The organism is Belliella filtrata (genome assembly GCF_022549775.1).
GTDB lineage: Bacteria > Bacteroidota > Bacteroidia > Cytophagales > Cyclobacteriaceae > Belliella > Belliella filtrata.
The window spans coordinates 1-23019 of sequence record NZ_JAKZGP010000003.1 but is presented as its reverse complement, the minus strand read 5'-3'; the positions used below and the strand labels follow the sequence as shown (position 1 = coordinate 23019).

The 23019-nt window shown below is 38.2% G+C and carries 20 protein-coding genes and 2 rRNA genes; 7 read left to right on the top strand and 15 right to left on the bottom strand.

Annotated features, from left to right (window positions below):
• Positions 1–44 precede the first annotated feature (44 nt).
• The 4 genes from MM239_RS02305 to MM239_RS02290 all read left to right on the top strand — a co-directional run bounded on the left by MM239_RS02305 (position 45) and on the right by MM239_RS02290 (position 4379).
• A complete protein-coding gene (locus MM239_RS02305; protein ID WP_241346262.1) occupies positions 45–461 on the top strand; it encodes a (deoxy)nucleoside triphosphate pyrophosphohydrolase in 417 nt (138 codons plus the stop codon).
• A 37-nt stretch (positions 462–498) separates the two neighbouring features.
• The gene (locus MM239_RS02300; protein ID WP_241346260.1) at positions 499–1128 is read left to right on the top strand and encodes an L-threonylcarbamoyladenylate synthase; all 630 of its coding nucleotides are present in this window, start codon (positions 499–501) and stop codon (positions 1126–1128) included.
• 21 nt (positions 1129–1149) lie between these two features.
• Positions 1150–1770 carry a WbqC family protein gene (locus MM239_RS02295; RefSeq protein ID WP_241346258.1) on the top strand — a complete coding sequence of 207 codons (621 nt, stop codon included), beginning with the start codon at positions 1150–1152 and terminating at the stop codon, positions 1768–1770.
• Between the two features lie 80 nt (positions 1771–1850).
• Positions 1851–4379, top strand: a complete 2529-nt coding sequence (locus tag MM239_RS02290; protein WP_241346256.1) for an ATP-dependent Clp protease ATP-binding subunit — start codon at positions 1851–1853, stop codon at positions 4377–4379.
• Between the two features lie 72 nt (positions 4380–4451).
• On the opposite strand, the gene yaaA is transcribed toward MM239_RS02290, so the two are convergent.
• Together yaaA and MM239_RS02280 are read right to left on the bottom strand one after the other, a co-directional pair.
• Entirely contained in the window at positions 4452–5195 is a 744-nt protein-coding gene (yaaA, locus tag MM239_RS02285; RefSeq protein ID WP_241346254.1) for a peroxide stress protein YaaA, read from the bottom strand.
• 9 nt (positions 5196–5204) lie between these two features.
• Positions 5205–10748: a gliding motility-associated C-terminal domain-containing protein gene (locus tag MM239_RS02280; RefSeq protein WP_241346252.1), complete on the bottom strand. Its 5544-nt coding sequence runs from the start codon at positions 10746–10748 to the stop codon at positions 5205–5207.
• Positions 10749–10830: 82 nt separating this feature from the next.
• Between MM239_RS02280 and MM239_RS02275 the strand changes: the two genes are divergently transcribed.
• Together MM239_RS02275 and MM239_RS02270 are read left to right on the top strand one after the other, a co-directional pair.
• The gene (locus MM239_RS02275; RefSeq protein ID WP_241346250.1) at positions 10831–11880 is read left to right on the top strand and encodes a PorP/SprF family type IX secretion system membrane protein; all 1050 of its coding nucleotides are present in this window, start codon (positions 10831–10833) and stop codon (positions 11878–11880) included.
• Between the two features lie 21 nt (positions 11881–11901).
• Positions 11902–13146, top strand: a complete 1245-nt coding sequence (locus tag MM239_RS02270) for a M48 family metallopeptidase (protein ID WP_241346248.1) — start codon at positions 11902–11904, stop codon at positions 13144–13146.
• A gap of 148 nt (positions 13147–13294) precedes the next feature.
• Here MM239_RS02270 and ftsY read toward each other — a convergent pair whose 3' ends face one another.
• From ftsY to rocD, 11 genes are all read right to left on the bottom strand, one after another.
• Positions 13295–14251 carry a signal recognition particle-docking protein FtsY gene (ftsY, locus tag MM239_RS02265; protein WP_241346246.1) on the bottom strand — a complete coding sequence of 319 codons (957 nt, stop codon included), beginning with the start codon at positions 14249–14251 and terminating at the stop codon, positions 13295–13297.
• Positions 14252–14344: 93 nt separating this feature from the next.
• On the bottom strand, positions 14345–14497 hold the full coding sequence (locus MM239_RS02260; RefSeq protein WP_241291277.1) for a DUF4295 domain-containing protein: 153 nt from the start codon (positions 14495–14497) through the stop codon (positions 14345–14347).
• Positions 14498–14541: 44 nt separating this feature from the next.
• Complete coding sequence (gene rpmG / locus MM239_RS02255; RefSeq protein WP_014020702.1) at positions 14542–14724, bottom strand: 50S ribosomal protein L33; 183 nt, start codon at positions 14722–14724, stop codon at positions 14542–14544.
• A gap of 30 nt (positions 14725–14754) precedes the next feature.
• Positions 14755–14997 (bottom strand): 50S ribosomal protein L28, encoded by a 243-nt coding sequence (rpmB, locus tag MM239_RS02250; RefSeq protein ID WP_241291275.1) that lies wholly within the window; start codon positions 14995–14997, stop codon positions 14755–14757.
• Between the two features lie 172 nt (positions 14998–15169).
• Positions 15170–15676, bottom strand: coding sequence for a TlpA family protein disulfide reductase (locus MM239_RS02245; RefSeq protein ID WP_241346244.1), 507 nt, complete (start codon positions 15674–15676; stop codon positions 15170–15172).
• 39 nt (positions 15677–15715) lie between these two features.
• On the bottom strand, positions 15716–16852 hold the full coding sequence (locus MM239_RS02240) for a DUF4221 family protein (protein ID WP_241346242.1): 1137 nt from the start codon (positions 16850–16852) through the stop codon (positions 15716–15718).
• Positions 16853–17011: 159 nt separating this feature from the next.
• Positions 17012–17980, bottom strand: coding sequence for a porphobilinogen synthase (gene hemB, locus MM239_RS02235; RefSeq protein WP_241346240.1), 969 nt, complete (start codon positions 17978–17980; stop codon positions 17012–17014).
• A 33-nt stretch (positions 17981–18013) separates the two neighbouring features.
• Positions 18014–18526 (bottom strand): TlpA family protein disulfide reductase, encoded by a 513-nt coding sequence (locus MM239_RS02230; RefSeq protein WP_241346238.1) that lies wholly within the window; start codon positions 18524–18526, stop codon positions 18014–18016.
• Between the two features lie 48 nt (positions 18527–18574).
• Positions 18575–19783 (bottom strand): porin, encoded by a 1209-nt coding sequence (locus tag MM239_RS02225; RefSeq protein ID WP_241346236.1) that lies wholly within the window; start codon positions 19781–19783, stop codon positions 18575–18577.
• A 346-nt stretch (positions 19784–20129) separates the two neighbouring features.
• Positions 20130–20789 (bottom strand): HAD family hydrolase, encoded by a 660-nt coding sequence (locus tag MM239_RS02220; protein WP_241346234.1) that lies wholly within the window; start codon positions 20787–20789, stop codon positions 20130–20132.
• 130 nt (positions 20790–20919) lie between these two features.
• Complete coding sequence (gene rocD, locus MM239_RS02215; RefSeq protein WP_262918402.1) at positions 20920–22194, bottom strand: ornithine--oxo-acid transaminase; 1275 nt, start codon at positions 22192–22194, stop codon at positions 20920–20922.
• 87 nt (positions 22195–22281) lie between these two features.
• Here rocD and MM239_RS02210 point away from each other — a divergent pair, with 87 nt between their 5' ends.
• Positions 22282–22449 (top strand): DUF5522 domain-containing protein, encoded by a 168-nt coding sequence (locus MM239_RS02210; RefSeq protein WP_241346231.1) that lies wholly within the window; start codon positions 22282–22284, stop codon positions 22447–22449.
• 181 nt (positions 22450–22630) lie between these two features.
• Here MM239_RS02210 and rrf read toward each other — a convergent pair.
• Positions 22631–22742 (bottom strand): 5S ribosomal RNA (gene rrf, locus MM239_RS02205).
• A 184-nt stretch (positions 22743–22926) separates the two neighbouring features.
• Positions 22927–23019, bottom strand: a 23S ribosomal RNA gene (locus tag MM239_RS02200); the annotation flags it as partial.

Here is a 23019-nt window from a genome sequence, read left to right as displayed (position 1 = left end):
AGCGCAAAAATAGGGAATTTTGTTTAGTGAACTTTCCAATTTTCATGTTTCAATCCATAAAAGTTACTTGCGCCATTATCATACATCAAGGCAAAATCCTTGTCGCCCAAAGAAGTGAGTCCATGTCGAATCCTCTTAAATGGGAATTTCCAGGAGGCAAATTAGAAGCCTTTGAAAGCTTGGAAGATTGCATCAAAAGGGAAATATTGGAGGAATTAAACCTAAATATTGAGACCTTAGAAATTCTTACTGCAAACAAGCACAAAATCAGAGAAAATGCAGAAATTGAACTAATTCCATTTATTTGTAGCTATATTAATGGTGAAATAAAACTCAAAGAACACAGGTCAGCGAAATGGTTAAGACCTGCTGAATTGAACACCCTTGACTGGTCGGAGGCTGATATACCAATCTTAAATCAATTGATCAATCACAATATGATCAAAGATATTTCAAGCTAATCCAGTCGATATTTTCAAAACTAAACCAAAACCAACCATGTCTGCTGAATTGATAAAATTATACCCTGAGAATCCAGAAATCAAAAAAATTGACTACATCGTAAATGCACTCAGAAATGGAGCCGTAATTATCTATCCCACTGATACAGTCTATGGAATGGGTTGTGATATCCACAACCAACGAGCTGTAGAACGCATCTGTCAAATCAAAGGGATAAAACCAAAAAAGCATAATTTCTCGTTTATATGTTATGATTTGAGCAATATTTCAGAATATACAAGAGCACTGAACACGCCTGTATTCAAGATGATGAAAAAAGCACTTCCTGGACCATTTACATTTATTCTAGAAGCCAACACATCAGTACCAAAAATCTTGAATAGTAACAAAAAGACAGTCGGTATCAGAGTTCCTGATCACAATATCCCGAGGCTATTGGTAAAAGAATTGGGACAGCCAATACTGACCACCTCTATCAGAGATGAAGATGATGTGATCGAGTACAGTACCGATCCTGAATTGATCTTTGAAAAATATGAAAACTTGGTAGATATCGTGATCGATGGAGGTTATGGTAATAATGTAGGTTCTACTATTGTAGATTGTAGTGGTGAAGAAATCGTGGTATTAAGAGAAGGTTTGGGGGAATTTGATTCGATAATCTAAGCTAAAACAGATATTTATTCCATGGCAATTATTTCAGAGCTGTTTTACTTACCTTCTTTAGAATACTTTACTGCGATTCAGAATGAAGATGTTGTATATTTAGATATCAGTGAAAACTATCAGAAACAAACATACAGAAACCGAACACATATAAAGCTTGCAAACAAAGTAGAGACCTTGAGCATCCCTGTGATTGGAGGTAACAAAAAGGTCAAATCAAGCCAGATAAGAATTGATCATAGTCAAAAATGGAAAAATGTGCATTTGAGAGGAATCCAAAGTGCCTACGGAAAAGCACCATATTTTGAATTCTATTTCCCCTACTTCGAACCTATATATGAGGAAAAGTGGGACTTATTAGCAGATTTCAACAGGGCTTTACTGACAGTTTGTCTTAAGATGATTCAAAGTAAGACAAAATTACAATTACTCTCAAATATCGAAGAATTAGGAGATTTTAAGGACTTAAGAGGTAAGATTCAAGCAAAAGAGTCGTTTGAAGATAGAGGCATCTACAGCCCAGCACCCTATCAGCAGCTATTTGGCTTAGACTTTGTACCTAATTTAAGTATCCTCGATTTATTGTTTTGCAAGGGACCAGAAACAAGAAACATTCTGTACCAATCACAAAAAAATCGATGAACAATATATGAATGGATTGCGTTTTTAAAACAAAATCGGTATCATTAGAATAGATTTCAAATCATTTAGAAAGGATATAAATGGAAGCAAAATTTTCAAACAGAGTCAAAGAGGTGATCTCCCTAAGTCGCGAAGAAGCTTTGCGTTTAGGTCATGATTACATAGGTACAGAGCACCTCTTGTTGGGGATGATTCGCGAGGGTGAAGGAGTGGCTGTTTCCATACTGAAAAAACTTGGAGTTCCACTTGACGAACTTCGGAATTCGGTGGAGCGTGCCGTTAAAGGTACCGCAACGCACAACGTGAAAAACCTTGCCAATATACCATTGACAAGGCAATCAGAAAAAGTATTAAAAATCACTTACCTGGAGGCTAAAATCTTCAAAAGTGCATTGATAGGCACAGAGCACTTGTTGCTTTCTATCCTTAGAGATGAAGACAATATTGCTACACAAATCTTACAGAAATTTGACACAAACTACGATGCAGTCAAAGAAATGTTGGAATTCCAGACTGACGCCAACCCAAGATCAAGAGCTGAAGCTGATGATCCAGATGAGGATAGCAGCAAGCTATTTGGTTCTTCGGGGAGTGGGTCACAAGGAGCCTCTAAGCCAGGAACTGAAAAATCTCGAACCCCAGTATTGGATAACTTCGGAAGAGATCTCACCAAAATGGCAGAAGAAGATAAGTTAGACCCTATCATCGGAAGAGAAAAAGAAATAGAGAGGGTTGCACAGATTTTATCTAGAAGAAAAAAGAACAATCCAATCCTCATCGGTGAGCCTGGTGTAGGTAAAACCGCTATAGCTGAAGGTCTTGCTTTGAGAATCGTTCAGAAAAAAGTTTCTCGTGTGCTTTTCAACAAGCGAGTGGTTACTTTGGACCTTGCCTCACTTGTAGCTGGCACGAAATACAGAGGGCAGTTTGAAGAGCGTATGAAAGCAGTAATGAACGAGTTGGAAAAATCACCAAATGTCATCCTTTTCATTGATGAACTTCACACAATCGTGGGTGCTGGTGGTGCTAGTGGATCTCTAGATGCCTCCAACATGTTCAAACCTGCCTTGGCAAGAGGCGAAATCCAATGTATAGGTGCTACGACCCTGGATGAATACAGACAGTACATCGAAAAGGACGGTGCACTTGCCAGAAGATTTCAAATGGTGATGGTAGATGCGACTTCTCCTGAAGAGACAGTACAAATTCTCAATAATATCAAGGACAAATACGAAGATCATCATAACGTCATCTATACTCCTGAAGCGATAGAAGCCTGTGTCAAGCTTTCAGACAGATATATCTCTGATAGGTTCTTACCAGACAAAGCCATTGACATCTTAGATGAAGCTGGAGCAAGGGTACATATCAACAATATCCATGTACCAGATGAAATCTTAAAACTGGAGGAAGAAGTTGAGCAAATCAAGATTGAAAAAAACAGGGTGGTAAAAAGCCAAAAATATGAAGAAGCAGCTCAACTTAGAGATAAGGAGAAAAAGCTTCTTGAGCAGCTTGAAAATGCCAAAGTGAAATGGGAAGAGGAAAGTAAGTCTAAGCGATATAAAGTAGAGGAAGATAATGTTGCAGAAGTAATCGCCATGATGACTGGTATTCCAGCCAAGAGAATCGCTCAGAAAGAGGGAGCTAAACTCCTTAGCATGACTGACGAACTCAAAGGAAAAGTCATTGGGCAGGATGATGCAATTAAAAAGCTCACTAAAGCTATCCAAAGAACAAGAGTAGGTCTAAAAGATCCTAAAAAACCAATTGGATCTTTCATTTTCCTGGGTCCAACTGGAGTAGGAAAAACCGAATTGGCCAAAATGCTAGCGACTTACCTCTTTGACAAGGAAGATTCATTGGTCAGAATAGACATGTCCGAGTATATGGAGAAATTCTCCGTATCAAGGCTCGTAGGAGCGCCTCCAGGATATGTTGGCTATGAAGAAGGTGGACAGCTTACCGAAAAAGTAAGGAGAAAACCATACTCTGTTGTCTTACTAGATGAGATCGAAAAAGCACACCCTGATGTCTTCAATATCTTACTCCAAGTATTGGATGATGGTATATTGACTGATGGACTTGGAAGAAGAGTTGATTTCAGAAATACAATAATTATCATGACTTCTAATATCGGTGTGAGAGACCTCAAGGATTTCGGTGCAGGTATTGGTTTTGCCAATAAGGCAAAACAAGAAAACTTGGATGATATCATGAAATCGACTATCCAGAGTGCATTAAAAAAGGCATTCAGTCCAGAGTTCCTTAATAGGCTTGACGATGTTGTAGTTTTCAACTCGCTTGAAAAATCTCATATTCATCAGATTATTGATATTAGCTTAGGCAAATTGTTTAGTAGAATTACCGATTTAGGCTATACTATCGAGTTATCTGACAAGGCAAAAGACTTCTTGGCAGAAAAAGGATATGATCAACAGTATGGAGCAAGACCTCTCAACAGAGCCATTCAAAAATACCTTGAAGATGCTTTGGCTGAGGAAATCCTAAAAGGTGAGCTTTCTGAAGGCGATGTAATCCTTGCAGACTATCCTGGTGAAGGAGAAGCTCTTGAGATCAAAGTACAGAAGAAAGAAAAAGCCGAATAGGTCAAGAAATAGATAGTAAAAAAGCGACTAGAATTAACTAGTCGCTTTTTTGTATCGAACTCATCCTTCGAATCACCTCACAAACCTCCATTCCGAGCCATCTCCATGAAGCTCATATCCAGCTTCATTAAAAGTTTTTAATCCTTCAGGATCATTGATTCTATTTTTTATGATAAAATCTGTCATCAAGCCTCTGGCTTGTTTAGCAAAAAAACCAACAACTTGATATTTACCATTTTTGTATTCTTGAAAAGTGGGTGACACCACCTCTGATTGAAGCGCTTTTTTATCCACAGCTTTGAAATATTCTACCGAGGCAAGGTTTACGATTGGCCCTGCTTGAGCTACCTCATTAATCGCCTTTGCTATTCTCGTCCCCCAAAACTCATAGAGGTTCTTCCCTCTTTTATTCTCAAGCTTGATCCCCATCTCAAGCCTATAAGGTTGAATCAAGTCCATAGGTTTCAATAATCCATAGAGCCCAGACAAAATCCTCAAATGCTGTTGTGCAAACTCGAAATCAGCTTTACTAAAATTCTCTACATCTATCTTAGTATAAACATCCCCTTTAAATGCAAGAATTGCTTGCTTTGCATTATCAGGATCAAAGGACTTTTTGAATTCTTTGTACCGCTTTTCATTTAATGTAGCTATGTTTTCGCTCACTCCCATGAGTTGACGAATCTCATCAGAAGTCTTTTTCTTCATGATAGAGACAAGTTCAAAAGTCTCCTTTTGGAAATCAGGTTGTGTATAGACCGAAACATCCGAAGAACTTAAATCCAGCGTCTTGGCTGGTGAAATCAATGTGATCATATCCAAATACTATTCTATTACAATAATGGCATCCTTGAGTGTCTTTGTGACATTCTGATTATTACTTCTAAACCTCACAACTACTGGATATGTTCCAATTGGCACTGAAACTCCATTAACTTTTCCATCCCAAGGACAATATCCAGTTGTAGAATCTCCTGGTAGACTGGTCTGCTCACAATAAAATATAAGCTCACCCCAACGGTTATAAATAAACACAGCAAGTTCATCTACAAACTCACTTGTATAAACTACAAACTGCTTGTTTGGATCACTAGGGATCATGGCATTTGGGAAGCGAACGATAATATCACAATCATCTACAACCTCAAACCTTACCTCTTCTTCACATCCTACCTCATCAAACACGACCAGTCTATAGCTGCCAGCTTCGGTTGGTGTAAAAGTGGGTGCAAGAGAAAGCGGTTCCTCCTCTCCATCTTTATACCAAGCATAGTTTTCATACTGACCAGGGGTAATCTCCTGAAGGACATTTTCCAATTCACAAATCGTATATGAAGCTTCCAAGTCTGGAGCTTCCAAGTCTGATTGTCTAATAGATATTTGTTCTCTCCCAACAAGACAACCGAAATTATTGAGGATTTCCACCTCATAAAGTCCATCTTCGATTACCGTAATTTCTACTTGATCAGAAAACTCCGCAAGCTGTAACCTATTTTGACCTACAATTCTAAACCATGAAATACTCGTGTTCTCCAATTCGCCATTGATCGATATCAATGTAAAAACATCCTCTGCACAAAATGGCAATACCTCTAGCTCATAATCTATACTGCTTTCAAACTCCTCTACAGTAAAAGGAATCACAGGTGTGGGGCAATTACTTCCTACCCTAGGCTGAACATCCAATGAATAATCACCTGGCATTCTTGGCCTGAAAGTCTGACTTCTCCCTACAACCTCCCCAACATCATTTCTCCAAAAGAAAAACACATCCGAAGCATTTGTCCCCGTAAGTATAGCCTCATAAGTCACCCCATCAACACAATCTACTTGTGGGTCAGAAAGCTCAAATTGAATAGCATCATTTATTGTGACATTCATAAAGCGCTCTCTTGAACATGAATCCCCTGAAGGATCTTCACCAAACACAATGTACTCACCTGACACTGTTAGCAAGTAAATCCCATCACTATCTGGAGCGACTGTTGCCCCAGATGGATCAGTTACAGTAAAAACCAAATTCTGCTGTGTAGAGATCTCCAGCTCAAAACTCTCACAAGCGACAATAGTAGTAGGAACATTAAAATCAGCCAAAAAACGCCTTGCTATATCTACTGAACCTACTGGTACTGCACAGCCATTTTCATCTTCTACTTGAACCTCGTACACTCCATATCCCAGACCAGTCACCAAAGTAACTTGACTTTCTATTGTTCCAGACAGCTCCAGCCCATCACCTTGACGCGTTATGGTATAGGTATAGTTTTCTGAAGGTGCGTTTTCTAATGTAATAGTAATTGAGCCAGGTAAGATCTCATTATTACCGCATGTCTCATCAGTGGATAACAATGTCATATTCTCTAACTCAGCTGGAGGGTTTGCATTTGCTATGGTGACGGTCTGAGAATATTCACAACCAAAAGCTGTCTGACCTCTGATGGTATAGTTACCAGGAGCTAAATCTATCAAAGTAAAAACATCCCCCGTTGATACATTCTGATATTGATCCCCTGTTTCTAGAATTTCTAGAATATCCATATCAATTAATGCCTCGATCTCAAAGCTCCCATCATCTACACCACACTCGGTCTCTGGTATCAAGATAACGATATCAAAATTTGGTAGTGGAAACACCTCCAACTCCAATACTTTTTCCACTAAACACCCTTCTACGATTGGGTCCTCTGTGACAAAAATAATTTCATATTGTCCTGGTGAGGGCAAATCAAGTGATGGCTCAATCTCCAATTCAAAAGCTAAACCAACTGGAAACTGAACCCTATCTGGATCACCTGCTCGCTGATAAAACCACTCACCTGCTACTGGTGTATCTGGCGCAAAAATCACCAGAGACTCATCATAACAAACTTCTTCCGCTGATTGGGTCAATTCAAATTCAAACGCTGGCCCGACAAAAACAGCACTTGAAGCAGGACAGGTATTGAATTCATCTTCCTCATTCCCTCCCTCTGGTCTTCTAAATGAAACTGTGACAGTATATACACTCTCTTCATCTATGGTTATACTATTAGAGTTTTCATCTCCAATCTGAAAGCCAGCCGCATTTCTCCATTCGAAATCATACAACCCTTCTGCCGGATCATATCCATCGATTGCTGTCAGAGTCACTGGATTCCCAACACACAAGGTGACATCATTTTCCAATGTGATCGTTGGTGGAGCGATCACTCGCACCTGAATACTGTTATCTTCACTGTAATAACCAATCTCAGTACAGCGATCTACGACTAAGGTAACTGTGTATAGCCCTTCCCTTTGAAAGAAATGCGTATGATTCTGAAAATCTTCCCCAGGCCCTCCAAAATTATCTAACTCCACTTCTCCATCTTCGTGGACAATTGTCCAAAAGTAGCTATCAATATCTGGTTCACCAGCCCCTTCAAAGAGGCCCTCTGCCCCAGTCTCAGGATCCAAACAAAGTTGATCAGGACCACTAATCGCGGGCTCGGGAATGCTACTTCCTGACTGCTGAACAAATGACGGCAATCCAAGATTAGAAGAAGTCCCAGGAAGCAACTCAAACCCTTCAGTAGTACCGGTACTTTGTTCACAGTTTGACCCTGGTCTTATTGTACCTAAATAGGGTTGTCCTGGTCTAGCTACATAAATATCCCCTAAAGGCCCCATCTGTATGGCTCCGATAGGCCCGTTGATTCCCAAATCATTTCTTGAATCTAAAATACAAGTTGCTCTCTCAGCGCTACTACTTGCATTTTCGAGACATGATCCACAATCATCGCCTTCATCTTCAGAAGATGGGGATTGGATAATAAATTCTTCAACCTTACCTCCATTTCCTGTATAGGATACAAAAAGTCTATCACTATCATTAGAAAATTCCACTCCATAAACTTCATCATTATCACAACCCAAATCAAGCAATGCATATTCAGTGAGCTGACCCGAACTTTGATCAAAGTCAAAAAGCTCTACCTTACTACAAGCTCCATCTTGTATGGTCACAGCTACTTTTGTTCCATCTGGACTAAACTTCATGCCTCCTACGCCAGAGTTGAACCCATGAGTAGAACCTACAGATGAGAAAACTGGAGAACCAATACCTAATGCTCCTACAGGGTAGGCTCTAAAAGTATTGTTTCCTAATTCATGAAAAAGAACCCAAGTGGTATCTCCTGCTGCTAAAGCTGAAGAATGTTGTGTCGCAGGGCTAAAAAGAAAATTATCCTTAGTAACCACATTTCCGACACCTGTGGGATTCTCTGCTTTGATATCTACTAAAGAATACTTTACTTGACTACTTCCATCTGCTGCAGTGGAAGTGGTAAATAAGTAAAACATGGTTTCTTCTTGTGGTACTGGCACGGCAATGACCCCTTCTGATGCCTGACTACTCCCTCCAATATCTTCCCCATTTTGCATTACATTTCCATTGAGATCCCATACTGTGGATCCATCAGTATAAAAAAGTACTTGCCCGGTCTCATCCGAAATAGTAGTAGTACCTGCTGGAATATTTTGAGGGTGAGTAACTGGCCTTGGCATGGGACCCTCTGGATCATCAGGATCTAGGTTGAAATCCATACCTGCCCCATCGCCGAAATACCAAATATTATTGCTTTGATCATCTTCCCCCCATATTCTAACACGGATAGTTGCATAAGCATAACATGTAGAGCCTTGCTCTCTTACCAAAGCCCAATAAAGCCCTGGCTCACATACTTCATTCGACGCTTCTGGCCCCCAACCTTCATCTCGCTTATTTGACCAGAAATACTCAAATTCTCCTCCTCCACCTCCTGGCCCACCAACCCCTGGGCCCTGACCGCCATCTTGCCCTCCACCTTGCTGTGCCTCTAGCAAAGGCATCAAGTCTAGGCAAGGTTCACATATCGTGGTATCTTGTGGTGTAAAGTTAGCCTGAAGGTCATTTGGTGAAAGCGTAATCGTGTGAGTCACCTCACTAGTCGTTCCATCAGCAAAAGTCACCACTAAAGTCGCTGTAACACTTTCCCCCGAAGTAGCTTCAGCAGGTAGCAATAAATGCTCTTGATTGAAATCCATCTCAATAGGATCTCCATCCTCATCTGTCAACTCTGGCTCAAAAGACCACTCAAAACTTACAGGCCTATAGTTTTCTGGTGTGATTGTGCTGGTCAGCTGCACGGGATTATTGCTACAAGGCTCATCAGGCTGCCAAGTAAAGTCAACTTGTGCATCTACATCCGCATTTGGAGCAAATTGAGGGAATATCCTTCCACAAAAATCAACTCCATTAAAAGGATCTTCATTTATTTCCAGGCCCTCTATTTCTTCTTCATTAGGATTATCCACCCTCCCAAGCAGCTGAGGACCACCTTCTACCTCTTCATAGATGTAATAAAGCCTTCCATCTGGACCGATTTTCAAATCATAAATTTTGAAAACATCATTTTCTAATGGAATCAGCTCTGAACTTGCATCCAAGTCGTTAGCAGGGACTCTTAATATTTGATCACCTCTTGAAAAATAAATAAAAGCTCCATCAGGACTATAAGAAACACCTTCAATGGGATCATCTCCACCTGACTGAGCAATAGTACTAACTGCTCCAAATGTCCCATCGCTTGTATCAAAATCAATTACAATCAAATCCTCTCCATTTCCCTCGGGAATAAGGATCAACTGACCAGAATCTTCATTAAAAATGATTGCCTTAGGTGTGAACGGGATATTGATATCATCAGTATTTGTAAAATCACCTTGAGTATCCTCTATTCTTCTTGAAATCAAACTACCTCCAGTAAAACTAATCAGATAAGAAGGAGATTGGGCAGATTTCACGACAGCGATGGATCCCTCGGCTGGGCCGATTACAGAATTGGGAGAAATCACCTCTCCCAAAGGTGGCTGATTAGGCAATAAACCTGCCCCTCCATCACCTGGTGCGTTCATATCCACTACAGCATATTGCAATTGACCCGTAGTTGATACATAAAAAGTATAAAAAAGTCTATTTCCATTAGGTTCATAATCAAGCGTTCCAATTGCTACTTGTTGTCTCCCCTCACTGTTGCCATTGACACCATTGCCAACTCCAGTCATTATATTGTTATCCCCATTGTAAATCAACTCCCCATCTGTATAAAAAATCACATTTCCTGTAATCGGATCTACTGCTACAGCTGAGTTATTTGAATTGTATGCACCTGAAATATCACGAATAGTCGGTTCTGAACCTCTTCCAAATGACACTACTCTTTTGATATTATCATCATTACAATACCCAAATATCCATTCGTTATTGTTGACACCTTGAGAAAAAGAAAGAAAAGGTAGAAGTAAATAAAAAAACAGACCTATTCCCGTAAAAAACTTTAAAAACTTAATATTATTTAAAAGGCTTTTCATAATTTACAGCTGCTATCTACAACAACGAATGAGATCATACGTTCAGAGGTGGTGATGAATCCCTTAATTAACGAATAAACAATTGAAACGGTCTTATCTAAGCATTCTTTTTTTTTCAATTATGGGACTTTTGGTCTCTGGAAAGCTTTATGCTCAAGACCCGCAATATAGTCAATATTACGCAGCTCCTTTATATTTGAACCCAGCATTCACGGGTGCAGAGCAAACGACCCGAATTGGTGCAAATTATAGAAATCAATGGCCAGGTATGAATGCACAATTCACCACATTCTCCGCATATATCGACACCTATTTAGACGATTACAATAGTGGTATAGGTTTTTTGGTAATGAATGATGTTGAAGGTGCTGCCCAATTGAGATCTACAACAATCTCAGGGCTTTACTCCTATGAACTCAGGATTGGTCAAGGGGCATATTTCAGACCTGGATTTCAAGCTAGCTATATCAGAAGGGATATTGGATTTTATGACAACTTGATTTTTGCGAATCAAATTAACCCATCAGACCCATTTGGCCCAACCCTACCTGGTGATGATATACCTGGGTTTGGTGAGCCTGTAAATCTACTCTCACTTTCCCTCGGAGGGCTATTCTTTACAGAAAAATTCTGGTTGGGAGCATCTGTTCATCATGTAAATCAACCAAATCAGTCTTTTATTGATAATGGTATAAGTAATCTACCAATGAAGGTTTCTTTACATTCTGGTTACAAAATTTCTCTAGGCTCAGGCGGTTACAGGAATGATTTTACCCACATGTCTAAGCAAAGGTATTTTGTACCTACAGTTAACTATAAGAGACAAGGTCCTTTTGAACAATTGGATGTCGGTGCTTATCTTTTCATGGAACCTATTATCTTTGGACTTTGGTATCGAGGCCTACCTTATAAACCTGTGGAGCAACAGAGCAACCGAGATGCGATAGTACTTATGGTGGGAGTCAACTTACTATCTGGACTTAATATGGGGTATAGTTTTGACTACACAGTATCCAATTTGGGAATTCAATCTGGAGGCGCACATGAAGTGAGTGTATCATACACATTACCAAGCAGAAATCAAGGCAAGCCTAGAAGCAGAGATACCATTTTACCTTGTCCAAAATTCTAATTCAATAGCCGTTTACAACGAATGGATGCTACTCAAGTGAAATACCTCTTGATAGGTATTGTCATATTCAGCTTTTTATTTGAAAAAACATTAAGCTTTCTAAATACTTACAGGAAAACAAGCAAAGTACCAAAAAGTCTAGAAGAATATATAGATGAAAAAAAACTACTCGAAAGTTATCTTTACCAAAAAGCTTATTTCAAATTTGGCTTCTTAACGAGTTTAGTAAGTACAAGCATCACCATAATTTTAATCAATTTTGGTATTTTTGGGGCAATTGACATTTGGTTGTCCGACTTTATTTTACATCCTATTTTACAATCAATAGTATTCTTTGGGATCATTTTCATAGGCTCGGATATGTTATCCATACCATTTGATTATTACCAGACTTTTCATATCGAAGAGCGATTTGGTTTTAATAAAACACAGGTAGGTACATTTTTCATAGATAAAATAAAGGGATATATTCTCTCCATTCTTGTAGGAGGCGGCCTTTTGGCTATTTTACTATGGCTAATACATCAAATGGGGAAGGATTTTTGGTGGCAGTTCTGGTTAATCGCTGGGATTTTCATGGTAATTATCAATCTTTTCTACACCTCACTCGTACTTCCACTATTTAATAAACTGATACCATTACCAGATTCTGAATTAAGAGAAAAAATAATGGCTTATGCAAAAAAAGTGGATTTCCCACTTGAAAACTTATTTGTTATTGATGGCAGCAAACGAAGTTCTAAAGCAAATGCATTCTTCTCTGGAATAGGCAAAAGGAAAAAAGTAGTACTTTATGACACCCTCATCGAGCAACACACCCCTGATGAACTTGTAGCTGTACTAGCTCATGAGATTGGCCATTTCAAGAAAAAGCATATCCTAAAAAGTATGGTATCCAGCATTTTTCAAATTGGAATTCTACTGTATATTTTGGCACAATTCATTGATAGCACTTCTATTAGTATGGCCTTAGGTGGAGAAAGCTCTTCCATACACCTCAACATAATAGGATTTACCATGCTTTTCTCCCCCATATCTATGATCATTGAGATCTTCATGAACATGATAAGTCGCAAAAATGAGTATGAAGCTGATGCTTTTGCAAAAGAAACTTATGACGGTAAACCCCTTGCGGAAGCTTTGAAAACATTATCAGTAAATAGTCTTAGCAACATCAATCCTCATCCATGGTATGTATTTGTGAATTATTCACACCCTCCATTGATGCAAAGGCTTGAAAAATTAGAAAAAACAGCAATTGATTAAAAAAGAATATCCGCAAAGAGTCAATAGTAACTTTGCGGATATTCATATGTTTAATATTGATAACAATTGAGCCTTTCCAAGAAAATTGTAACTGTAATTTCGATTAAAATTTGCAAGAAAAGAGACCCTTTAAAAACCAATAAATTTGCTATTTCTTTTTAAACAAAGAATTGACAAACTCTTTCCTGTTGAAGACTTGGAGGTCAATCATTTTTTCTCCAACACCAATATACTTTACAGGAATCTTAAATTGATCAGATATACCTATGACCACGCCTCCCTTGGCTGTGCCATCAAGTTTAGTAATGGCTAATGCTGATATGTCAGTAGCTTTGGTAAACTCCTTTGCTTGGATAAAAGCATTTTGACCAGTTGATCCATCTAGCACCAAAAGAATCTCATGGGGTGCATCATCGATAAACTTTTGCATTACCCTTTTGATTTTTGTCAACTCGTTCATCAAGTTAACCTTTGTATGAAGCCTACCTGCCGTGTCTACTATCACGACATCAGCATTCATTTCTACAGCCTTCTTAACGGTATCAAATGCTACAGAAGCAGGATCTGTGTTCATACCATGACTGATAACTGGCACATCTACACGCTCACCCCATAGGATCAGCTGATCTACTGCTGCTGCTCGAAAAGTATCTGCTGCGCCTAGGACTACTGATTTTCCAGCCTGTTTGAATTGATATGCTAGTTTTCCAATGGTGGTGGTTTTACCAACTCCATTTACTCCAACGACCATAATAACATATGGCTTCTTATCCTTTGGAAGATCAAAATCACCCTGATCAGCACTTTTGTTTTCTTCGAGCAAAGCCATCACTTCATCTCTCAAAATAGTGTCCAATTCATCTGCACTGACGTACTTATCCTTGGCTACTCGATCTTCGATCCTACGAATAATCTTTATTGTCGTATCCACACCTACATCAGAGGTTATCAAAATCTCCTCAAGTTCATCTAAAACCTCTTCATCAACTTTAGACTTCCCTACGACAGCTTTGCTAAGCTTAGAAAAAATGTTGTCGCTGGATTTTTGAAGACCTTGATCAAGGCTTTCTTTTTTTTCTTTTGAAAAAAACCCGAAAATTCCCATAGTATTTACAATTTGAGCCCGAATATAATGAAAAAGTCCCTCTAGAGTCGTACTCAGAGGGACTTTATATTTGCATTACGATGCAAATGGCAATTATTTTTTCAATGTATCCTGTACCGCAGTGGTAGGGACCATTTCTTCTCTGAAGGTGTAAGCACCAGTTTTCTCAGACTTTACAGCCTTGATAACTTTAGCGTAAGTTACACCACCTTCTTTTTTTAGCGTTGCTACTACTTTCTTAGCCATATCTTTGAGGGTTTAATATTGCCTTTCAGCAATCAGTCCTTTGATTATTTAATTTCTTTATGAACCGTTACTTTCTTCAAGATAGGGTTGAACTTCTTCAATTCCAATCTCTCTGTAGTATTCTTACGGTTTTTGGTAGTGATATATCTTGAAGTACCTGGCATACCCGAAGTTTTATGCTCCGTGCATTCCAAAATCACTTGTACTCTGTTACCTTTCTTAGCCATCTTCTTGAACTATTTATAGAGAGTCAATAATTATTTAATGATAATGTAACCTTCGTTTTGAGCCTTTTTCAAAACTGCGCTGATACCATTCTTATTGATGGTTCTCAAAGCTTTCGAACAAACTTTCAAGGTGATCCAAGCATCTTCCTCAGGCACATAAAAAGACTTTTTGTGCAAGTTAGGGTAGAATCTACGCTTGGTCTTGTTGTTCGCATGCGATACATTATTACCTACTTGAGGTCTTTTACCAGTGATGTCACAAACTTTTGCCATGATATATGATCGTAATATTTAATGCGTTTTTCTAATTGAGTCTGCAAATATCGGAGTTTTTCACGAATAACCAAAAGGCATGCGTAAAAATATTCCGTAAAGTTTTAAAAATGTGAGAGATTTGAAGTCAAACGTCCTAATCAATCTTATTCAAACAGCCTTACTTTAAACTTTACCCAGTCTGGGTATTCAGAAAGCTTTTGATTTTTTGGAGATTTGTCCAAGACGCACCTCTCAAAACCTCTACTACCTGACCTTCTTTATCTATCAGAATATGTACAGGAATGACTCTCACTCCATCATTTTTATCCAACTGTTGCAACAGTTTAACTGTATTAACATCACCAAAACTCAGCTCATATTTAAATTTAAAATTCGGTCTGCCCTTCCTGAAAGCCTTGTAATCATCAACTGACTCCTTTGAAAAGGCTAAAAACCTCACATTTTTACCTTCATAAGCTTCTACAAGCTCATTCAAATCTTTTACTTCTCTTATACAAGGTCCGCACCATGTCGCCCAAAGATTTATAACGACTGCTTCTTGCGGCTTCACTTGAAGAATATATTTATTGTCTTTCACACTTTGATTCAGCAGGTTTTTAAAGTTATCACTGCTATCCATGTTTAAGGAAAACAAAGTAAAGATCAATTGAATGCTTAGAATACTATATATTTTCATAGCACCATATGTTTAAACTGATTGTTACCCAAAACCTTTCTAGTTGGGTAATTCATTTCTGATTTCCAGCAACTCAAACTTGAATTCATCTTCTTCATTTTCTGGATTATCAGGATGATTGGTAGATATATACAACCCATCCTTATGGACAAAGAAATTGTTAGGTAAATACCTGCCCGCTTCAAAATAGGTTTCCCCCAACACATTCAACTCTTCGTCAAGTACCATGATAACAAATGGCCCTGGCGCAATTCTCAACCTTTGAATATCATTTATATCAGTCAAGTCTAATGATGGGTAAGCAAACCTATAATACAAGTTCCTATATGAATCATAAATCAGGTTATCATATCTGGAACTGGTATTCATGTATTGCATGGTTTCGAGTCTTTCTCCTCCAGTTGGAAGAAGCTTTAAATTACTATCTAAATACTCACTTGCAGCTTCGACTGAACTTAGCTCTTCTTCAAATGAAGCTGCATAAAACAACCGATGATCTCCAAATAATGAATAAACCACCTTATCCTTTCCCATGGCCATACTTGGTTCAAAATGCTTCAACCCACCTTTCAAGTAATCATCAGGATACAAATGATTCATCAATCTAACTTTTCCATTTTTTAAATTCAATGCATAGACTAGATGGCTTGAGCTCAAGAGATCATTGGTGAATTCTCGATAACTACCATTAACATGCGTTTTCACGATCATTTCCTCACCCTTGACAACTGGTGGAGATACAAAATAATGAGGATGAACAAACGCTGAAGTATATCCGTCGGGGATCTCATAGCGAAGACGATGCTTTAGTACTCCACTAGTATCAGTCAAATAAACAAATGGCGCAACTTGACCAAACAAGAAAATGCTATCAAGATTATGAACATGAAAACCAAATATTTGACCAACTCCTTGATCACCCTCAACATCAAAATTCAGTCGCTTGACAAATTTACTTTGGATAATATCATAGATCTGAAGCTCATTTTTCTCCCACACTACATTAAACAACAAGTCCTCAAATGCCAAAAAACCAAGACTTGCATTTGGGGTATGTTCATCAATATGGAAAGCTAGGACTTCATTACTACTTAGCAAACGATATGAACTAGTGCTCGTTTCTGAACATGACATAAGAAAAAACAGAAGCAATACTAAAGTATTATCAATTTTCATTTTATAGGATTTGAGAAAAGGAAGAACCTTCTTTTTCGACTAAGCTATTAAAAAATCAATATATCGTAAAATTGTATTAAATCAAAATTAGTCAATACATTATACATTTAGTGATTTGCTTTTTTAGAAATGACAAAAAAAAAGAGGGCTTTCACCCTCCTACTTATCTAGCATTGCAAATTCTTTAGCAAAGTAACTCAAGATGATATTGGCTCCCGCTCTTTTTATACTCAGCAATGACTCTAGCATCGCACGTTCTCCATCTAACCATCCTTTCTCTGCAGAAGCTTTAATCATGGCGTATTCACCACTGACATTGTAAGCAGCTATCGGTAAGTTTGAGTTATCCTTGAGTAACCTTATCACATCCAAGTAGGCCAAAGCTGGCTTAACCATCAAAAAATCTGCTCCTTCCTCAGTATCCAAATCAGCCTCTATCATTGCTTCATAATAATTGGCTGGATCCATTTGATAGGTTTTTTTATCTCCATGTTTAGGAGCAGAATCCAAGGCGTCTCTAAAAGGCCCATAAAAAGCAGAGGCATACTTCGCCGTATATGACATGATAGAAACGTCAGTATACCCCTGACTATCTAGAACTTCCCTGATATAGCCGACTCTACCATCCATCATGTCTGAGGGGCCTAAAATATCAGCACCAGCTTGGGCTTGCGCTAAAGACATTTTACCTAAAATTTCGAGCGTTTCGTCATTCAAAATCTTTCCATCCTCTACCAACCCATCATGCCCATCAGAACTATAAGGATCCATCGCCACATCAGTCATGAGAACAACTTCAGGAAACTTTTGCTTTATAGTATAAATAGCTTTAAGATAAAAAGTTTCTGGATGATGACTCTCTGTAGCAAATTTATCTTTTTTGCTTTCAGGGTAAGCAGGAAAAACATCAAATGCCATGATTCCTAAATTCACGCAGTCCTCAATCTCACGCAACATCAAATCCAAAGAATATCTATATATTCCGGGCATTGAGGCCACTGGAATCTTTTGATTAACCCCATCAATAAGGAACATAGGAAATATAAAGTCTTTAACAGAAAGTCGAGTCTCTTCCACCATATTGCGAATAGTTTGTGACTTTCGGTTTCTTCTTGGTCTTCTTTGCATAATTTGTATTCTTAACTCAATGCAAAGTTAACACTATTCAGCAGAAGCATGTTCACTTAAGAAGTCCTTAATTTTTTGAATATTCATTGGAGATGCACCTATGAAGGTATCAACTACTTGACCATCCTTGTCAATCAAAACATGTATGGGTATCGCCCTACCTTTATATTCACTTTGATCTAGAGCTTTGATCATTGCTGCAGCTTCTTTGTTTCCAAAGCTCATCTCATAACTAAATTTAAAGTCTGGTCTTTTGGAAAGAAATGTATCGTAAACACTCCTGTTTTCCTCAGAAAACGCTAAAAATCTCACATTCTTACCTTCATATTCTTCTACAATTTCATTCATCTCAGGAATCTCCTTAATACAAGGCCCACACCAAGTTGCCCATAAATTGATTACAGCAACTTCTCCAGGAGCTAATGCGGGGATCTCAGCTGTATTAGATAGTACCTTATTGAAATCATCCTTGAAACTTATATGATCCACTTCTGAAGTAGACAAGAAAATAACCAAAGATAATAGGACGCTAACAAGTGCTTTCATGTGAATATTTGCTTAGTTTAGACTAAAGATATATTCTTTAAATGGAAATTAAAAATTAACTTGAGCTTGAAGCCTTAGCAAGCTTCCCTTTTGTCGATTATCAGGATTTAGGGAGTTTTCAAATGTCCTATCTGAAATCGTGTACATTGCTACCAACTCAAAGTTTCTATGAGGCTGCCACTCTACACCAATCTCTAATTCTCTCACCCGGTGTCTTGTTGCATCAAATTCGAATTTTTTACCTCCCTGATAATAATGATACCTTGTAAATGGGATAAATAAGTGTTTTCCGGCTTCATAGAAATAGTTAGCTAATATATACCCACCTCTCAATGGCGCATCTACTACATCATCCAACTCCGGATCATACTCAGGCCCTCTTCCCCAATTAAACTCAGCTTGAAAGCCAAATGGCTGTGGATACATCACAAACGTAGGCCCATACCGAAACTCCTCGAACTCAGTCTGATCTGTATCTGTCTTCATCTCTCTATTGATTACAAACTTACCTGTATAAGCCTGAAATGATGCTTCAATTATCTGACCAGAGGCTAGCTCAAAAGGATATGTGGCTCTACTTACCACGTGGAAATTTCTATTCTGTTCTGGCAAATTAGCCGTCTGACCATTATAAAGGCCTAAACCAAACATACCATAATCACCTGATCCTTTAAGCCCGGAGTTTACTAGATAATTGAAACGTTTTCTTATCTCTGAAGGAGCATAATAAAAAAACACACCTAAATCCCGCTCATTTAGTACGGCTGAATTCATCCCATCATGCCTATCCAAAGGAAGTCTATTTTGGCTTGATTGTAAGTTTTCAAACCCGAATGGCACTTTTGATTGACCTATTCTTAGTCTAAACTCTTGTTTTGCATCAAGACCCAAATCAAAATATGCATCTCTAATTTGGGCTGTGTTATTTCCTCCAGAAGCCAAATCTGGCTGGATATACATAAAAACTCGCTCATGTATTTGTCCAGAAAAAATCAACCTTATCCTACGAAAGAAAAAGCCATCTGCATCACCACCCCAAGACCTATCGCATTGCGCACATTGTAAGTCTGGGTTTGTTTCAAAGAATCCATTATAACGCATTTGTGCGTAACCTCTAAGCTGAATAGTTTCATACCAAGGCTTTCTAATGATAGTCTTCATCTCTTCTGAAGCGATAGAGTCAACGGGATCAATGTTGGAAAATCCATCCATTGTATAGACCATCAAGATGATGATCATGATTACGAATTTGTTCATTAAATGAAAAATTGATAAATAGAATAATTGTACAGCAACGCAAAAGTGAGACTCTAATATTTCTTTATAATGAACAAGAAATTAAAAATTTGTTACGCCAAAAATTGAGATATATCATCAAACATTGATTAAACAAGATCAAATAATTGAAAAACAGCACGAAATAGCCAAATAGCCGCAAAATCAATATTATGCTAATGTTAAGCATCAACCAATGTTAATAAAAAGTCAAAAAATTATTAAGTGAATTTCCTATGCATTTATACTCAAAACAAAAAAACCTCAAGTATATATAGCATACTCGAGGTTATAATTTTCCATTATAAATAAATACTCTTCTTAATCTTTACTTTCCTGAAATCAAACTCAGAACTGAATCAATATTGAGCCCTATGTAATTCTCAATATACAAATCGCAAATAGGGAGCTCTTTTTTTGAGTGTGATGACAATACGCCTACTACTTTCATCCCTGCATTGATAGCAGCAGTTACCCCCGAGTATGAGTCTTCAAAAACCACACATTGACTGGGGTGTACTTTCAAGTTTCTCGCTGATTTCAAATACACTTCAGGGTCTGGCTTATGCTTAGTTACATGCTCACTTGCCAAAACTGACTCCATTTTGTCAAACAGATTTAATTTATTACCTATAAGTTCCAAATTAGCCAATGGAGCCGAAGTAGCCACTCCTGTGACAATTCCATTGGCTTTCAATTCAATTAAAAACTCTAAATAGCCTGCAATAGGATCAATTTCATTTTTATAGATTTCTCTAAATAAACTTTCTTTTTCATCTTCTAGCTGAAGTAACTCTTCGCCTTCAATTTTTCTCTCAAAAAAATGACTCATGATATAAGAATTACTTTTGCCATACATATGCTGGGCAAATTCCTCTTCCGTAGGAAACATATCCCGTTTTTCAAAAAAAGATTTGAATGCCAATGAATGAAATGGATTTGTATGACAGATTACTCCATCCATATCGAAAATTATAGCTTTTTGCATGAATTAATAGGTTTGGTTCAGTTAAGGTACAAAGATAAAAAATCCAAAGTATTACCTTTGGATTTTAGCATAAACATGAGGGAATGATTTAATGAACACTACTTAACTTTTAGGTTCAATTATTGATTACCTATTTTGAGAAATCCTTCACTACTTTTTCAATTATATCACAACATTCATGCAACTGCTCTTCCGTCATTACTAGAGGAGGTGCAAACCTGATTATGTTGCCATGTGTAGGTTTCGCTAGTAAGCCATTATCCTTAAGGGCCACACACATATCCCAGGCAGTAGAACTTTCCTCTGTATCATTCACTACTACTGCATTCAACAAACCTTTGCCTCGAACAAGCTTTAGAATTGAATATTGATCAACTAATACCTGCATTCTTTGTCTAAAAATGACTCCAAGTTTTCTAGCGTTAAGTGCGAGTCTTTCATCTCTAACTACCTCAAGGGCTGTCATTGCAACTTTCACCCCTAGCGGATTTCCTCCAAACGTAGAACCATGTTGGCCTGGACGAATTACACTCATAACATCCTCGTCAGCTAGTACAGCAGAAACAGGATAAAATCCACCAGAAATAGCTTTTCCTAAAATCAACATATCTGGCTTTGTATAAGAAGGCTGCTGCTCACAATGTCCTTCACAACTACAATTTCCACATACTGCTAATAATGAACCAGTCCTAGCAATCCCTGTTTGGATTTCATCAGCGATAAAAAGCACATTAGCTTTCTTGCAAGCTTCCGAAACTTTTCGGATATAATCTTCAGCTGGAGTATACACACCTGCTTCACCTTGAATCGGTTCCACCAAGAATGCAACTACATGCTGATCCTTTAGGGCATTTTCCAAAGCCGGAATATCATCATATGGGATTTTGGCAAAACCTGGCGTATATGGGCCAAAGTTTTTTCGAGCATTTTCATCATTGGAAAATGAAATTACTGTAGTTGTCCTGCCATGAAAATTATTTTCTGCAACAATGATAACTGCCTCATTTTCTACAATACCTTTTTTTTCATATCCCCATTTCCTTGCTATTTTCAACGCTGTCTCTACACCTTCTGCCCCTGTGTTCATGGGCAAAACCATATCAAAACCAAAATACGATGTGATGTATCTTTCAAAAGGGCCTAATATGTTATTGTAAAAAGCCCTAGATGTTAATGTTAAAGTACCAGCCTGTTCGATCAATGCTTCTTTAATGCGAGGATGACAATGGCCTTGGTTAACAGCAGAATATGCTGACAAAAAATCATAATACTTCTCACCTTCAACATCCCAAAGAAACACTCCTTCACCTCTACTCAACACGACAGGTAAGGGGTGATAATTATGAGCCCCGTACTTTTCTTCTAATTCAATTGCTTGTTTACTCGAATTGATTGTTTCCATCATAATAATTGTATTTTTGATTCACTAAAAGTCATCTATAGAACTATTTCAGTATTGAACAAATATAATAAAAGCCAGACAGCTTAACGCATGAATTCAAAAAAGAAGCAAAGTACACCGCCAAAACTGATTGCTGGAGACTATTATTTAAATGAAAATGGATTGATGGTTTTCACTGCGCAATATCATATTAGACGAGGGTATTGCTGTAAAAACGGTTGTAAACACTGCCCTTACGAAAGTAAGGATAGCGTTTAGATTCCCGATTGATTCTATCATAGATACAGACTGTCTCAGTTGGACGGTTGATAATTTAGGAAGGATAGAATGTTTTGCATTCTTCAAAAACTAAAAGTACTCTCTTGTCTCTAATTTCTAATCTCTCGTTTTCCCCCATAAACGCCAAAAGCCTCTCAGTTTCCTGAAAGGCTTTTTAATAATGTGGCGGCGACCTACTCTCCCGGGTGTAACCCCAGTACCATCGGCGCAGCAGGGCTTAACTTCTCTGTTCGGGATGGGAAGAGGTGGGACCCCTGCGCTAGGCCGCCTAATCTTTGAGACTTTTAGAAGATAGCGTTTAAACTGTTAGACAGCTCTATCCTCAATCTCTTTATTTCTTTTGTTCTTTGACTTCAACTTACACGGGACTATGCTCTAATCTCTCGCTTATTGCTTCTTGTCTCTCCCGATTAATTTCGGGCTTGATATGTCTCGCAGAAAATTGAACGGGCTGATAGCACGTAAGTTTTCGGGCAATTAGTACAGCTCAGCTATGTCATCTCTGACTTTACACCTGCTGCCTATCAACGTCATCGTCTCTGACGGCCC

Coding starts and splice junctions, on each gene's coding strand:
- rocD (WP_262918402.1), bottom strand. CDS start 22,194: ATGATGGAAACAATCAATTCGAGTAAACAAGCAATTGAATTAGAAGAA.
- MM239_RS02230 (WP_241346238.1), bottom strand. CDS start 18,526: ATGAAAGCACTTGTTAGCGTCCTATTATCTTTGGTTATTTTCTTGTCT.
- ftsY (WP_241346246.1), bottom strand. CDS start 14,251: ATGGGAATTTTCGGGTTTTTTTCAAAAGAAAAAAAAGAAAGCCTTGAT.
- hemB (WP_241346240.1), bottom strand. CDS start 17,980: ATGCAAAGAAGACCAAGAAGAAACCGAAAGTCACAAACTATTCGCAAT.
- MM239_RS02220 (WP_241346234.1), bottom strand. CDS start 20,789: ATGCAAAAAGCTATAATTTTCGATATGGATGGAGTAATCTGTCATACA.
- MM239_RS02240 (WP_241346242.1), bottom strand. CDS start 16,852: ATGAAAATTGATAATACTTTAGTATTGCTTCTGTTTTTTCTTATGTCA.
- MM239_RS02260 (WP_241291277.1), bottom strand. CDS start 14,497: ATGGCTAAGAAAGTAGTAGCAACGCTAAAAAAAGAAGGTGGTGTAACT.
- yaaA (WP_241346254.1), bottom strand. CDS start 5,195: ATGATCACATTGATTTCACCAGCCAAGACGCTGGATTTAAGTTCTTCG.
- MM239_RS02225 (WP_241346236.1), bottom strand. CDS start 19,783: ATGAACAAATTCGTAATCATGATCATCATCTTGATGGTCTATACAATG.
- MM239_RS02290 (WP_241346256.1), top strand. CDS start 1,851: ATGGAAGCAAAATTTTCAAACAGAGTCAAAGAGGTGATCTCCCTAAGT.
- MM239_RS02305 (WP_241346262.1), top strand. CDS start 45: ATGTTTCAATCCATAAAAGTTACTTGCGCCATTATCATACATCAAGGC.
- MM239_RS02280 (WP_241346252.1), bottom strand. CDS start 10,748: ATGAAAAGCCTTTTAAATAATATTAAGTTTTTAAAGTTTTTTACGGGA.
- MM239_RS02210 (WP_241346231.1), top strand. CDS start 22,282: ATGAATTCAAAAAAGAAGCAAAGTACACCGCCAAAACTGATTGCTGGA.
- MM239_RS02245 (WP_241346244.1), bottom strand. CDS start 15,676: ATGAAAATATATAGTATTCTAAGCATTCAATTGATCTTTACTTTGTTT.
- MM239_RS02295 (WP_241346258.1), top strand. CDS start 1,150: ATGGCAATTATTTCAGAGCTGTTTTACTTACCTTCTTTAGAATACTTT.
- rpmG (WP_014020702.1), bottom strand. CDS start 14,724: ATGGCTAAGAAAGGTAACAGAGTACAAGTGATTTTGGAATGCACGGAG.
- MM239_RS02270 (WP_241346248.1), top strand. CDS start 11,902: ATGGATGCTACTCAAGTGAAATACCTCTTGATAGGTATTGTCATATTC.
- rpmB (WP_241291275.1), bottom strand. CDS start 14,997: ATGGCAAAAGTTTGTGACATCACTGGTAAAAGACCTCAAGTAGGTAAT.
- MM239_RS02300 (WP_241346260.1), top strand. CDS start 499: ATGTCTGCTGAATTGATAAAATTATACCCTGAGAATCCAGAAATCAAA.